This is a genomic window from Marivita sp., from assembly GCF_965656765.1.
GTDB lineage: Bacteria > Pseudomonadota > Alphaproteobacteria > Rhodobacterales > Rhodobacteraceae > Marivita.
On record NZ_CBFHLV010000075.1, the window covers coordinates 1 to 13,585 of the forward strand.

At 56.2% G+C, this 13,585-nt stretch carries 16 protein-coding genes and 1 pseudogene; 3 read left to right on the forward strand and 14 right to left on the reverse strand.

The features are described 5' to 3' along the window. Nucleotides 1-88 precede the first annotated feature (88 nt). Entirely contained in the window at nucleotides 89-1,177 is a 1,089-nt protein-coding gene (gene ribA / locus ACTG4M_RS15355) for a GTP cyclohydrolase II (RefSeq protein ID WP_439124543.1), read from the reverse strand. Between the two features lie 159 nt (nucleotides 1,178-1,336). Here ribA and ACTG4M_RS15360 point away from each other — a divergent pair, with 159 nt between their 5' ends. Beyond that, nucleotides 1,337-2,023, forward strand: coding sequence for a response regulator transcription factor (locus tag ACTG4M_RS15360; RefSeq protein WP_439124544.1), 687 nt, complete (start codon nucleotides 1,337-1,339; stop codon nucleotides 2,021-2,023). Nucleotides 2,024-2,188: 165 nt separating this feature from the next. Here ACTG4M_RS15360 and ACTG4M_RS15365 read toward each other — a convergent pair whose 3' ends face one another. From ACTG4M_RS15365 to ACTG4M_RS15415, 11 genes are all read right to left on the reverse strand, one after another. Beyond that, entirely contained in the window at nucleotides 2,189-2,728 is a 540-nt protein-coding gene (locus ACTG4M_RS15365; protein ID WP_439124545.1) for a CIA30 family protein, read from the reverse strand. Between the two features lie 79 nt (nucleotides 2,729-2,807). Beyond that, the gene (gene pnp, locus ACTG4M_RS15370) at nucleotides 2,808-4,949 is read right to left on the reverse strand and encodes a polyribonucleotide nucleotidyltransferase (protein WP_439124546.1); all 2,142 of its coding nucleotides are present in this window, start codon (nucleotides 4,947-4,949) and stop codon (nucleotides 2,808-2,810) included. A gap of 252 nt (nucleotides 4,950-5,201) precedes the next feature. Beyond that, the gene (rpsO, locus tag ACTG4M_RS15375) at nucleotides 5,202-5,471 is read right to left on the reverse strand and encodes a 30S ribosomal protein S15 (RefSeq protein ID WP_292060911.1); all 270 of its coding nucleotides are present in this window, start codon (nucleotides 5,469-5,471) and stop codon (nucleotides 5,202-5,204) included. A 161-nt stretch (nucleotides 5,472-5,632) separates the two neighbouring features. Further along, nucleotides 5,633-5,818, reverse strand: coding sequence for a hypothetical protein (locus ACTG4M_RS15380; protein WP_439124547.1), 186 nt, complete (start codon nucleotides 5,816-5,818; stop codon nucleotides 5,633-5,635). 298 nt (nucleotides 5,819-6,116) lie between these two features. Further along, nucleotides 6,117-6,671, reverse strand: a complete 555-nt coding sequence (locus ACTG4M_RS15385) for a DUF1643 domain-containing protein (RefSeq protein ID WP_439124548.1) — start codon at nucleotides 6,669-6,671, stop codon at nucleotides 6,117-6,119. Beyond that, nucleotides 6,668-7,576 carry a tRNA pseudouridine(55) synthase TruB gene (gene truB / locus ACTG4M_RS15390; RefSeq protein WP_439124549.1) on the reverse strand — a complete coding sequence of 303 codons (909 nt, stop codon included), beginning with the start codon at nucleotides 7,574-7,576 and terminating at the stop codon, nucleotides 6,668-6,670. The genes ACTG4M_RS15385 and truB overlap by 4 nt, the downstream gene beginning before the upstream one ends. A gap of 75 nt (nucleotides 7,577-7,651) precedes the next feature. After that, nucleotides 7,652-7,834, reverse strand: a complete 183-nt coding sequence (locus tag ACTG4M_RS15395) for a Trm112 family protein (RefSeq protein ID WP_439124550.1) — start codon at nucleotides 7,832-7,834, stop codon at nucleotides 7,652-7,654. After that, on the reverse strand, nucleotides 7,831-8,475 hold the full coding sequence (locus ACTG4M_RS15400; RefSeq protein ID WP_439124551.1) for an LON peptidase substrate-binding domain-containing protein: 645 nt from the start codon (nucleotides 8,473-8,475) through the stop codon (nucleotides 7,831-7,833). Before ACTG4M_RS15400 ends, ACTG4M_RS15395 begins: the two co-directional genes overlap by 4 nt. A gap of 27 nt (nucleotides 8,476-8,502) precedes the next feature. Beyond that, nucleotides 8,503-9,426, reverse strand: a complete 924-nt coding sequence (locus ACTG4M_RS15405; protein WP_439124552.1) for a tetratricopeptide repeat protein — start codon at nucleotides 9,424-9,426, stop codon at nucleotides 8,503-8,505. A 70-nt stretch (nucleotides 9,427-9,496) separates the two neighbouring features. After that, complete coding sequence (locus tag ACTG4M_RS15410; RefSeq protein WP_439124553.1) at nucleotides 9,497-10,309, reverse strand: alpha/beta fold hydrolase; 813 nt, start codon at nucleotides 10,307-10,309, stop codon at nucleotides 9,497-9,499. Next, nucleotides 10,309-10,908 carry a 2-hydroxychromene-2-carboxylate isomerase gene (locus ACTG4M_RS15415; RefSeq protein WP_439124554.1) on the reverse strand — a complete coding sequence of 200 codons (600 nt, stop codon included), beginning with the start codon at nucleotides 10,906-10,908 and terminating at the stop codon, nucleotides 10,309-10,311. The genes ACTG4M_RS15410 and ACTG4M_RS15415 overlap by 1 nt, the downstream gene beginning before the upstream one ends. 106 nt (nucleotides 10,909-11,014) lie before the next feature. Between ACTG4M_RS15415 and ACTG4M_RS15420 the strand changes: the two genes are divergently transcribed. Together ACTG4M_RS15420 and ACTG4M_RS15425 are read left to right on the forward strand one after the other, a co-directional pair. After that, entirely contained in the window at nucleotides 11,015-12,025 is a 1,011-nt protein-coding gene (locus ACTG4M_RS15420; protein ID WP_439124555.1) for a ribose-phosphate pyrophosphokinase, read from the forward strand. Between the two features lie 277 nt (nucleotides 12,026-12,302). Beyond that, on the forward strand, nucleotides 12,303-12,923 hold the full coding sequence (locus ACTG4M_RS15425) for a TetR/AcrR family transcriptional regulator (RefSeq protein ID WP_439124556.1): 621 nt from the start codon (nucleotides 12,303-12,305) through the stop codon (nucleotides 12,921-12,923). Nucleotides 12,924-12,953: 30 nt separating this feature from the next. Here the strand turns inward: ACTG4M_RS15425 and ACTG4M_RS15430 are convergent, their stop codons facing one another. Next, entirely contained in the window at nucleotides 12,954-13,304 is a 351-nt protein-coding gene (locus tag ACTG4M_RS15430; protein ID WP_439124557.1) for an H-type lectin domain-containing protein, read from the reverse strand. A 104-nt stretch (nucleotides 13,305-13,408) separates the two neighbouring features. Then, a pseudogene (gene atpC, locus ACTG4M_RS15435) lies at nucleotides 13,409-13,585 on the reverse strand (F0F1 ATP synthase subunit epsilon); the annotation flags it as partial.

Consider the following 13,585-nt stretch of genomic DNA (forward strand, 5'->3'; position numbering starts at 1 on the left):
GCTCGCACACCGCCACGGCCAATCGTGCACGGCCAGGTACGCCCCATAAAGCGTACTCCCCGTCGGGTAAGCACCATGTCCAGCGCGCTCATAGCATATGCCCCGATTTGCGGGCCTTGGTTGCCAGATATGCGGTGTTGTGCGGGTTTTCACCGACAATCAGCGGAACCCGTTCCGCCACCGCGATATCGTGTTTTTCCATCATGTCGATCTTGGCGGGATTGTTCGTCATCAATCGAACTGCACCAAACCCCAGCTTGCGGAGCAACTCGGCACCGATTCGGAAATCACGCTCGTCATCTTCAAACCCAAGCCGGTGATTGGCCTCGACCGTGTCGAAACCCTGGTCCTGTAGCGCATAGGCGCGCATCTTGTTGGCTAGGCCGATGCCTCGGCCCTCTTGGTTCAGATAAAGCAACACGCCCTCTCCAGCGGCCCCCATCGCTGCCAACGCGCTGTTCAACTGCGGACCACAATCACATTTCAGGCTGCCAAGAAGATCGCCAGTGAAACAGGCTGAATGCAGCCGGGCCAAGACGGGCGCATCGCGATCAGGGCGACCAATTTCGATGGCGTAATGCTCTTCCGATCCGTCCTCTGGTCGAAACACATGCAGCCTTGCATTTTGCGCCGAACGCAGCGGGACTCTGGCGGATACGACGCTATCAAAGATCACCGATGCCCCCAGACGCGGCGCAACGGCGGCGGGATCAAGCCGGGTCAACGAATGGGTTATGGCAAATCTTTCTGGGTCATCCAATGGAACCGTGACAACGGCTGGCAACAACCTTGCAGACTTGGCAAGGGTCACGGCCCTGCGATGGAGCGTCGGATCGCCCTCGCGACGGGTGACCAGCGGGCCTTTCATCGGATGAGACAGATCATCTGCCGGATCGGCCAACGCTTGCACCCAGCGAAGCGTTGCATCTTTGGGAAGCGCAACGCGTGCGACATCGCCATCATAGGCTCGCGCCTTGAGCGTTGCAGCTCGGCGACCAGTTAGAACGAGGTCGACATCATCACCCAACGCAAGCACATCGGTCAGACGTTCGGCACTTACAGCTTCGACCGCCAACACCAACAGTCCATGGTCTGTCCCCAAGACAATCGGCACGCCCATGCGCAAATCGGCCCGCGCTCGCGCCAGAAGATCGGTGATGTCAGGGGCAAGTGTCATGAAACCGAAGCTATCCTAATGGGGTCGACTGCAACAAAAGACCCCGATTTATGAAACATTTGGCCCCTGCATACACGAGGCCGTGAAACACTTGCAGCAATTCTTGCCCGCACGCAACGTCTTGCCCATCTGTCTTGAAACCGACGGAGAGACAACACGATGGCACAGCTTAAGAATATACTTCTGGTCGACGACGATGACGATCTGCGCGAGGCTTTGGCCGAGCAACTTGTGATGACAGAAGACTTTGAAGTGTTCGAGGCCGACTGCGGAACCGCCGCAATGGGGCGCGTGAAGGAACAGCTTTACGATCTGATCATCCTTGATGTTGGCCTGCCCGACACAGATGGCCGCGAACTGTGTCGCTTGATGCGCAAGCAAGGTGTCAAAGCACCGGTTCTTATGCTCACTGGCCACGACTCGGACGCGGACACCATACTTGGCCTTGATGCGGGCGCGAATGACTACGTCACGAAACCCTTCAAATTCCCGGTATTGCTTGCTCGTATCCGCGCGCAGCTTCGCCAGCACGAACAATCCGAAGACGCTGTATTTACGCTTGGGCCGTACACGTTCAAACCGTCGATGAAGCTATTGGTCACCGAAGATGAAAAGAAAATTCGTCTGACCGAGAAAGAGACGAATATCCTCAAGTTCCTCTACCGTTCAACCGACGGCGTGGTCGCTCGTGATACGCTGCTGCACGAAGTTTGGGGTTACAACGCAGGCGTGACGACCCACACCCTTGAGACGCACATCTACCGTCTGAGACAAAAAATCGAACCAGATCCGTCGAACGCGCGTTTACTGGTTACAGAGTCAGGAGGCTACCGATTGGCATCTTAAGTTCTGGATTGGTATCTTAAGACCTTAGTCTATTTTGATTCAGATCAAAGAAGCATACGCTAAGCATCTTTTATCTAAGTCATGACAGTTCCCGTCGCATATGCGGGTCATCATATGCACCTCCCTGTTGGACTTGGCCCCGGATTTCATCCGGGGTCTTTTTTTTCAGTAGAGCTTGATCCAATCCAACGTCACATCCGCTGAGTAGTCGGCACCATAGGCAACGATTGCGATGCTGTTAACGTCCGCAACAGTAAAGGATTCCGGCATCCCGTCATGCGATGGCCGGAAGTCATCGAATGGCAACGTCACCTCGCTCCAAACGTCCGATGCAACAAAAGGCGCGCGATAGGAATACCAGACGCGTGACAGGTCCGGGGTTTTCAGAAAGACATAGTAGGACTGTCCGTTTCCCCTAACACGAACTTTGAGGCCCGTTGCGTTTGCTGGCCACGGGTCAGAAAACCTTTGCCGAACCTGAAGGAAACCGCCGTTGTTTTCTGTGCTGACGGTACCTGTCAGGCGCAATAGGGCATCCGGCCCTTTTCCAATGATTTCAGCCCGGCCTTCCGACACTCCGCCCATCACACGATCGGCCACATAGTCCCACCGTGAACCAGCTTCGTTGGAAAAGTCTTCAAAAACCGTTTCCGCCATCGCATGCCCCGCCAGTGTCAGTGTGAAAAACAGTGTTATTATACGCATGCGTGTAAGCTAGCGCGGTGTACTAACGAAAAAAGGCGCCCCACATGGGGCGCCTCTGACACTTGAGAGAAGCGACTGATCAGTCGGCATCTTCTTTCTTGGCTTCAGGCGCAACTTCTTCGCCGGTCTCCTGATCGACCATCTTCATCGCAAGACGAACCTTGCCACGGTCGTCAAAGCCCAGAAGCTTCACGAACACTTCCTGACCTTCCTTGAGCACATCCGAAGGATGGTTCAGGCGCCGATTTTCGATCTGGCTGACATGCACAAGGCCGTCACGCTTGCCGAAGAAGTTCACAAAGGCGCCGAAATCGACGATCTTCACGACCTTGCCTTTGTAGACCTGGCCCTCTTCCGGCTCTGCCACGATCGAATGGATCATGTCGTAAGCCTTTTGGATGGCTTCACCGTTCGGGCTGGCGATCTTGATGATGCCTTCGTCGTTGATATCAACCTTTGCGCCAGACACTTCGACGATCTCGCGAATGACCTTGCCGCCAGAGCCGATCACTTCACGGATCTTGTCGGTCGGGATTTGCATGGTTTCGATGCGCGGTGCGTGAACGCTGAATTCCGCAGCCCCGGTCAGGGCTTTGTTCATCTCGCCAAGGATATGCATCCGGCCATCTTTCGCCTGCGCGAGGGCCTTCTTCATGATCTCGGGCGTGATGCCTGCGACCTTGATGTCCATCTGCAACGACGTGATCCCGTTCTCGGTACCCGCCACTTTGAAGTCCATATCACCAAGATGATCTTCGTCACCCAGAATGTCGGTCAGAACCGCGTAGGAGCCATCCTCTTCAAGGATCAGGCCCATCGCGACACCGGCCACAGCGGACTTAAGCGGAACGCCTGCGTCCATCATGGACAGCGAACCACCACAGACTGACGCCATGGAAGACGAGCCGTTGGATTCCGTGATCTCGGACACGACACGCACGGTGTACGGAAAGTCGGTGGCCGCTGGCAGAACCGCCTGAAGCGCACGCCACGCCAGTTTCCCGTGACCAATCTCACGACGTCCGGGAGGGCCCACGCGCCCAGCTTCACCAACCGAGTACGGTGGGAAGTTGTAGTGCAGCAGGAAGTTGGAGCGGTAGTTGCCGTGCAACGCATCGATGATCTGCTCGTCGTCGCCAGTGCCCAGCGTGGTCACAACCAAGCCCTGCGTTTCACCACGGGTGAAAAGCGCCGAGCCGTGCGTACGGGGCAGAAGACCGGTTTCGCAAACGATCGGGCGTACTGTATCCAGCGCACGACCGTCGATCCGCTTACCGGTTTTGACAACGTCACCGCGCAGGATCGACGCTTCGAGCTTTTTCATCGCGGATCCAAGATTCGCGTCTTCAAGCTGCTCTTCGGTCAGCGCGACTTTGATCGCCGATTTTGCATCGGACAAAGCGGTTGTCCGCTCTTGCTTGTCGCTGATCGCGTAAGCCGCGCGGATCTTGTCTTCACCAGCGGCTTTCACAGCGGCATAGAGATCAGAGTATTCTGGCGGCTGGAAATCGAACGGCTCTTTCGCTGCGGATTCCGCGAGATCAATGATCAGGTCGACCACAGGCTGGATTTGCTCATGCGCAAAGGTCACAGCGCCCAGCATTTCGTCCTCGGTCAGCTCATAGGCTTCGGACTCTACCATCATAACGGCGTCTTTGGTGCCTGCCACAACCAGATCGAGCCGCTGCTCGGGGTTGTTGCGAAGCTGGTCCATATCTTCAACTTCGGGATTGAGGATATATTCGCCATCGACATAGCCCACACGGCAGCCAGCGATCGGGCCCATGAACGGCGCGCCAGAGATGGTCAGCGCGGCAGAGGCCGCGATCATCGCCACGATGTCGGGGTCATTGACCAGATCGTGAGACAACACGGTGCACATCACCAGAACTTCGTTCTTAAAGCCCGGCACGAACAGCGGACGGATCGGACGGTCGATCAGACGCGCGGTCAGCGTCTCTTTCTCGGTCGGACGCGCCTCGCGCTTGAAGAAGCCACCCGGCACTTTACCGGCGGCATAGTATTTTTCCTGATAGTGGACGGTCAGCGGAAAGAAATCCTGACCGGGTTTCGGCTGCTTGGCGAACGTCACGTTGGCCATGACCGAGGTCTCACCGAGGGTCGCAATCACGCTGCCATCGGCCTGACGGGCAACCTTGCCCGTTTCCAGTGTGAGCGTTTCTTCGCCCCACTGCATGCTTTTCGTCGAAATGTTGAACATCATCGTTTCCTGTATGGGAGCACTCCCGGCCCTCCGGGTCTCCCGTTTGCATGGCGGCCCCATTGCCGCCGACCCCTTCATCCATGTCATGCGCCGGGGTCAAAGCGTCACGTCTCAGATGCATGCGCCTTACATGAAATCCTGATCAAAGGAAACCATTCGTTTGTGCGGCTCAGTGCCTCGAATCGCCGCTTCTCAAAACAAAAAAGGGCCCGCAAAGCGAGCCCCTTCGAAACCGTGTGTCGGCAAGCCTTAGCGGCGAATGCCCAGACGCTTGATCAGGTCCTGATAGCGCGCTTCGTCTTTGGCTTTGGTATAATCCAAGAGCTTACGACGCTGAGCCACAAGTTTGAGCAAACCACGACGGGAGTGGTTGTCTTTCTTGTGAGTCTTGAAGTGCTCAGTCAGGGTCGAGATGCGGCTGGTCAGAATAGCAACCTGAACTTCGGGCGAACCAGTGTCGCCTTCTTTCGTCGCGAATTCCTTGATCAGGCGGTTCTTTTCTTCAACAGTGATCGACATCGGGGTCTCCTTTCGAAGGTTAGTGTGGATGGCACAAGCCGGGATGTCGTCCAGCAGGGCCCATGGAGAATCTCCGCACCACGTGCGGATGCGGGCGTATAGGCGATACCGTGAGTTTTGAAAAGCCCTTTGGCGCTATGGCCATACAGCGATGTGACGTCTTATCTGCTACGGGCAAGCAATTCGGTAGTGGGCACTTGGACCACCAGCACACCATTCAGCATCACATCTGTCCAATCAGGGTCATCATCAGACAAATGCAATCCGATTTTCGGCGGGTCACTTGTCGACGGTTCAACCTTGGACAGCAAGATGTCCTGTGCCGCCTGAAATGACGCGACACGCACCGCCGGCGACGCATTGTCAAAGGTTTGATTGATCAAACCGTTTCGCCGGAACACACTCAAATTGTCGATCGGGATATCCGGCCAATCGACAGGTGGTTGGACATATCTTGCCTGCCCTGATTGTCTTGGCCGCACAAACGTCAAGAGCGATATCCCAATCAGACCAATAAAGCAGAATGTGAAAAGCAATATAACGACCTGCGGAATAGGCAATGTCTGCTCACGCTAGCCCCCAATGGTAAACCAAACGTTGTTTACTGTACGCCTCGACCGTAGAAATCAGTTCAAATTGGAAAGATCACACCGGCGGATACCGGTCTTCGATCTGCCATTCTACAGGGGCTGTCGCGAAGGACACATAAAGCGGGTGACGCGGATGTCCGTCTTTGGTCAGGCCCAGATGAAAAAGCGGCCCTTTGAGCGATTGGGCGACATTTGCTGCCTGGTTTCGATGCCCGCCATGCACCCCCCAAGCCGCGATTGTCATGCCTGCGCGCTGTGTCCAAATGGCCAGAACCGCTTCATTTGCATCGCCTATCGGGGCATCCGCCAGTTTCAAATCCTGCGGCCGGGTGGCTCGGAAGGCAAAGATGTTCGCAATCATCACGCCACCGTATCCCATCGATCGCGCACGCGTTTCGCAACGAGCGACGGTTGGATCATTGCGATGTTCATCCGCAGTCGATGGATTCAGCATGATGAACAACAGTGCCGGTGCGTCCGGCGTCCAGACGCGGGAAAGACCATATCGATACTGGTCACAGCGCGAATACCATACCCGGGACAGACAGCCGCCTGCTTCGTGTGCCCGATAGACCAAAGCCTTTTGAAGCTTCAAAGGCAGGTCCGTCATACCGTGACAAACACCCGCGTCGGATGCACTTCGCCAGATTTGTAGCGCCCGACAGCAATTGGCGCGCCATCGCAGGACACCCAGCATTCGTCGCCATATTCGACACCAGATGCGATCGCCATCGCCGGATTGCCGTTGCGCAGCTTGACCGCCGCTTCTGGCGTACAGGTCAGTTCAGGTAACTCTGCCAGCCCTTGCTCCAACGGCTTAAGATGACTGTCCAATTCCGGTGTCCGCGCCATCGCGTCGACCTGTTCAAGACTCAGACCGTCTTCTGCGTCAAACGGACCGGACCACACACGTCGTAGGCGCAAGACATGCCCCAAACAACCAAGCGCCTCACCAAGGTCGCGCGCAATAGAGCGGACGTAGCCGCCTTTGCCGCAGACCAGCATCAACACGGCATGATCAGGGTCTGGCCTATCCAGAAGTGTCAATTCATCAACAAACAACGGGCGCGCGGCGATATCCATGTCTTCGCCGTCGCGGGCGCGTTTATATGCACGTTCGCCATCAATCTTTACGGCCGAAAACTGTGGGGGCACCTGCATGATGTCACCAACAAACTGGTGCAAAGCCTCTTTGACCTGATCATCCGTGGGCCGCAGTTCAGAGCTTGCGAAGACCTCACCTTCAGCATCATCCGTACGGGTCGCCTGTCCGAACCGTACGGTGAATTCGTATGCTTTCAAGGCGTCCGTGATGTAGGGCACGGTTTTGGTCGCCTCGCCCAGGGCCACCGCCAACACGCCAGTCGCATCGGGATCAAGTGTTCCGGCATGACCCGCCTTTTTGGCGTCTAACGCCCAGCGAACCTTATTGACCACCGCAGTCGAGGTCAGGCCCGCAGGCTTGTCTACGACCAACCAACCGGAAATGTCGCGCCCTTTGCGTTTGCGTCCCATACTGCCTCTTGAGTGTCTGAAAGAACGGCGAGGTAGCGCAGGGTAGAAGGCCTGTCAATTCAGGGAAAGCAGCTGTCAGTCGATATCGCGGGCTTCGCTGATCAGCATGATCGGGATGCCATCGCGGATCGGGTAGGCCAGATGGGCGGACCGGCTCAGCAATTCTTGCTTTGCAGCATCATATTCTAACCGACCTTGGGTCTGTGGACAGACTAAGGCCTCAAGCATCTTTCGATCAAATCCCGGCGTTTCGGTCATTGTAGAATATCCTCGGCCTGACCGCCACGCAGGGCGTATTCAATCAATGTCACAAGCGTTTCGCGGCGTGTGGACAGCGATGGGGCCTCGAGCAAGGCCTGTTTTTCCTCGGGTTCAAAATCCAGAAGCATCGACAGAGAATTGATCAACAGCTCATCGTCCGCATCTTTGAGCGTGGCCCAATCCGCCGACAAATCCTGCGCGGCAAAATACCGATCAAGCAGGTTCATGAAACTGTCGCGATCAAATCCCCGGTCATGTTCCGGCCCACCCTGATCCCGGTCGAAACCATCCCAGTTCACTTCGAACTTCCGATAGGGGGTAAAGCCCTCAATCTCGTCGCCAATGCGAAACCGCGAGATGCCCGTTAGGGTGATCATGTACCGCCCGTCTTCGGTCTCGGAAAACTGGGTCAGCCGGCCTGCGCATCCAATCCGATGCAGTGCGTCTTTGTCGCCATTCGGGCGGGCGTTCGGCTGCGCCATTCCGATCAAACGCTGAGGGGTTTTCATAGCATCTTCAAGCATTTGCAAATAACGTGGCTCGAAAAGATGCAACGGCAACCGTGCCCGTGGCAGCAAAAGCGCCCCGGGCAACGGAAACATGGGGATCGACCCCGGAAGTTCAGTGACTCTTGTCATGACGAGGGACGTAGCCTGACCAGACGATCAGGCAAATATCATTGAACTCAAACGACGACGCCCATTAAGAGCCACCGGATCATTTGGTTTCAGCGCTTCAAAGATCGTCATCAATTGAGTTTTTGCCGCCTGATCATTCCATTCGCGATCACGGCGGAAAAGCTCCAGCAAATGGTCGACCGCTGCCTGTCCGTCGCCACTGGCATAGAGTGCTTGGGCAAGATCAAAGCGCGCCTGATGGTCATCGGGGTTTGCGGCTACAGCCGCCTCAAGCTCAGCCACAGGGCCGGAATTGCTGGCCTGTTTCGCAAGCTCGATCTGAGCGCGCACGGCTTCCAATTCGGCGGTCACTGCAATCTCGGCGGGTGCACCATTAAGAATGGCCTCGGCCTGTTCAAGATCGTCTACGGCGAGCGCACAGCGCACCAGACCGGCATAAGAACGCGCATTGTTCGGGTCTTCTTCGAGCACGGCTGAAAACGTTTGCATCGCGTCAACGGCAGCACCCGCCTCAAGCATTTCTTCCGCCGCTTCGACAGCTTCGTCCAGACCGCCACTTGCATCTCCGCCACCCGCCTTGACGGTGCGTTCAACGAAGGCTTTGACCTCGGATGCGGGCTGTGCGCCTTGGAACATGTCGACAGGACGCCCTTGGACAAAGGCGACAACGGTTGGGATCGACTGAATCGGCAGACCTTGTTGGGCAAGCGCCTGCACCAGCGCTTCCGCCTCATCCACGTTCACTTTCGCCATTTTCACGGCACCACGTGCAGCGGTGACTTCGGCTTCGAGCATGGGACCCAGCGTTTTGCAGGGCCCACACCACGGTGCCCAGAAATCGACGATAACCGGCGTTTCCATGCTGCCTTCGACCACGTCGGCCATGAAAGACTCTTGCGACACGTCCTTAATCAGGTCTGCCTGTGCCGGGCCTTGTCCAAGTTCAATCATCTGTGTCTCCTGTCACCGCTGCGGTCGTATCAGGGCGTAGATGGCCCACCGCACTCAGTCTTGCAAGGGGTCAGGCCGCGGCGAGCTGCAGCAAACTGCGGATCTGTTCAGCCACAGGCTCTGGATGCGTGATCGGCACCATGTGACCCGCGCCAGAAATCACGATGTCCTTTGCGTTAGGTATACGGCTTGCCAGTGTCGCGTGGATCGCGGCAATCACCGGTTCGCTGTTAGCCCCGCGAATAAGCTGCGTGGGACACGTGATGCCTTCCAGCCGACCCGCAGCAAGCAGACGGTTTGCATCCTCAAGAAGGCACGGTTCTGTTTCAAGAATGAACGGCATTTGCTGCGCAAACAAATTGCGCTCTTTCTCAGACAGCGCCTCCCAAGGGCGTCCATCGCCCCATATCGAAATGAATTTGGCGGCAGCAACGGCCCAGTCACCTTCTCGCAAAGCATTCCCAAACCCTTGGGACGCAGCAACATACGTCGCAAATGCTTCGGAATCGCTTTCCGCGGCCGCCGCGAAAAGCACGGGTTCGATCAATGTCAGGCTTTGAACTTTCGCGGGGCACTCCATCGCCAGCCGCAGTGCCACAGTAGCCCCGAAGCTATGGCCGATGACGTGTGCGCCCGTATCGAGGTTCGCTGCGGCATTCCCGGTGGCCTCATCATGCAGATCGTGCGTCCCATCGAACGCCGCACTGCGCCCGTGACCCGGCATGTCAGGAGCAACCATCGTCAGTTGATCAGACAGCTCAGCGGCCAGTGGTGCCCAGACTTTTGAATGGGCCAGGGCGCAATGCAAAAGAAGCGCCCGGTTTGGCCCCGATCCGAAGCCTCGGACATAAACCGAGGCACCCCCGCGTTGATCATCGCGCATCAAAGGTCGCCAGAAAGATGAAGGTCTAGATCGCCGATCCGGTCCTGTCCCCAGAACCGCTGACCACTGTCGGTGATGTAGAACGGCGCGCCAAATACCCCGCGCGACACGGCCTCTTCGAGGTTGGCCGCATAGGTTTCTGCGCCGGTGAGCAGACCGCTGTCTGCTAAGGCAGCGTCAAACCCGGCATCGGTCAGCATCGCCCGCACCACATCGTCTTGCGAGATGTCTTTTTCCTCGGCCCAGACGGCGCTTAGGAAACCATGCACCAGCTTGCCCAAGTCCCCACCTCCAGCATTCTGTGCAGCAATGATCGCATATGACGACGGCGCGCCATTTGTGGGCCAAAATGCAGGCTGTAGGTTCAGCGGCATACCCAGCTTTTTAGCCTGACGTGTCAATTCCTGAGCGCGCAATTCCTGACGGCTTGGATGCCGGTCTTTGGGCGGCGTGCCCCCGGTGCGGCCGAACAACGTCACCACATCAAGCGGCTTGTAGGTGATCGTAGCCCGATGTTTCGCCGCAACCTCTTCCATGCGGATGCCCGCGAGGTAGGCATACGGCGACAGTGTTGAGAAAAAGTAATCAATGTGGGCCATTTGGTCCCTCCGGGCGTGTGTTGCTTTGCGCGACGGTAGGCCCATGCTAAGGCGAGCGCAACGTCACGAATCTGTCATAACCGACTGCCCTACGGAGCCTGCCCTCATGCCTAGCATTGTTGAACCGAAACTCATCTCAGGCAATGCGAACATGCCATTGGCCAAAGGCATCGCCCGGCGCATGACCATGTATCGCGGTATGAATGTGGGCCTTGTCGACGCACGCGTCGAACGGTTCAACGATCAGGAGATCTTTGTCGAGGTCTACGAGAACGTCCGCGGCGAGGATATGTTCATCATCCAGCCCACATCGAATCCTGCAAACGACAACCTGATGGAATTGCTCATTATGTCCGACGCGTTGCGCCGGTCATCAGCAGCACGCATCACAGCTGTCATCCCTTATTTCGGGTATGCCCGTCAGGATCGCCGTTCTAAAGCGCGCACGCCCATAACCGCCAAACTGGTGTCGAACATGATCACTGAGGCAGGGATCGAACGGGTTCTTACAATGGATCTGCACGCGGCACAGATTCAGGGCTTTTTCGACATTCCTGTAGACAACCTTTATGCGTCACCGATCTTTGCACTGGATATTCTGGAACAGTTCAAAGGTGATACGTCAGATGTGATGGTCGTTTCCCCTGATGTGGGCGGTGTGGCACGCGCACGTGAATTGGCGAAGCGGATCAACGCACCGCTGTCAATCGTTGACAAACGGCGCGAAAAACCAGGTGAGATTGCAGAGATGACAGTGATCGGCGATGTGACCAGCAAGAAGTGCATCATCGTTGACGATATTTGCGACACGGCTGGAACGCTGTGCAAAGCCGCCGAGGTTCTGATGGAACAAGGGGCGACAGAGGTACACTCCTACATCACCCACGGCGTTCTGTCAGGCCCTGCAGTCGAACGGATCACCAATTCGGTGATGAAGTCTCTGGTGATCACCGATTCCATTCAGGCAACCGAAGCCGTCGCTGGCGCGAAGAACATTCGCATCGTACCAACGGCACCTATGTTTGCCCAAGCGATCCTGAACATCTGGAACGGAACGTCGGTGTCTTCGCTTTTTGAGACTGATACGCTTGGGCCAATTTATGAAGGCATTCTCTGAGGTCTGATCGTTTAGCGGAACCACTGGAAAGTGGATGTAAGGGTCGAACAGCGATGTTCGGCCTTTTTTCTTTTCTAACGGGAAAAGTCTGCTTCTGGACTGGAGAGAGTGGGGGCTGACCCAGACCAGAAGCAGTTTTAGCAAGATAGACCAGTGTTGCATTCCCACTCGCTGACATTGTTACTTACATTGTCATGAAATTAGTCAATGACATTGTTAATGATTTTATTCCCAACATTATAATTGACTGGCACCCACCACTTGCTATCCAGAGTGCGTGACCAAGAACCCCGAACAACAGCATCAACGGCGCACCGCCAAGGACATTAGGCGCGAGGAAACCCGCGCACGACTGTTAAATGCTGCGCGTCGGCTTTTTGCGGAGCGGGACTACGATTCTGTGTCCGTAACCGAAATTGCGCACGAGGCCGGGGTCACTCACGGCATGATCAACGTATATTTCGGCGGCAAACCTGGCCTGTTGTACGAGATCATTCGCAACAACAACGCGCTTCAATATGTGGACACCGTTGACACCTCGTCGTCCGGCGATCCGGCGTTAAAGCAACTCGAGAACATTCTGTTCTCTTGGCTTGATGGTGATACTGAAGACACCCGTCTGTTGGCGGTGATGCAGTCATATTCGTGGGTTTGGCCCATCGAGACTGAACACGACAACCAAACCGTACGAGCCAATTTCAAAGAGGCGATGGCTGCAATTATTCGGCTAGGCTGTGACACCAAGGAATTCAGGTTGTCACTCGATCCAGAGATGACTGCCAAATCGATCTGGGCCATTTACACTTGGGGCACGCGGGCAGCGATTTTTGACGGGGCGACTGCATTGGAATGCCACCGCAGTATTATGGCGCAAGTTCGGCAGTTGGTGCTGCCTTAACCAGCGAAGTGGCTTTGGGGAAAACAGCTTTTACGGCACGTCCCAATCGTCTTCATATTCAACGGCGCCCATAGCGATCCACGAAATTCTGACGCGGGCCACGCGAGTGTCCAGCCAAGTACGGAACACCGCTTCGAACCCAGTTGCAGTTACGTTCTCGGCCGAGAGGTCCGCACGCACATTGTAAGCGCTGTCCATATCCCAAAGTGTCAGAGAGACATGCACCATCGGCGGCGCAGCAAAAGCGTGGTCAAAAGCTACAAACTGTTGGCGCGTACGCGATCCTGCGCCCGTCCACATATCGCCGCCTTCCTCGAAATCCGAGAAAAGATCGACTGATCCTTGGGCGATCCCAACGCGTGAACTGTTGATGATTTGCATCCCATCGCCTCATGAAGTCTGCACCTACTACCGCAAGGCGAGCAGAGAAAAAACGAAAAAAGCCCCGCATTGCTGCGAGGCTTGTGTTCTGGAAACGGGTGGCTCTAGAGCGAAGGCTGTTTCGGAGAAAGCCCGATATGACCGCCAACCGCAACCATGTCTGACAGCAGCTTGGCTGCGTCGTCGACAGGACCAGGTTCGTTCTTGAACGTTTCCTTGGTCTGATTGTACACCGCCTGAGCCTCGTCAACCATCGCCTCATAAGCGGCCTGATCGACGTC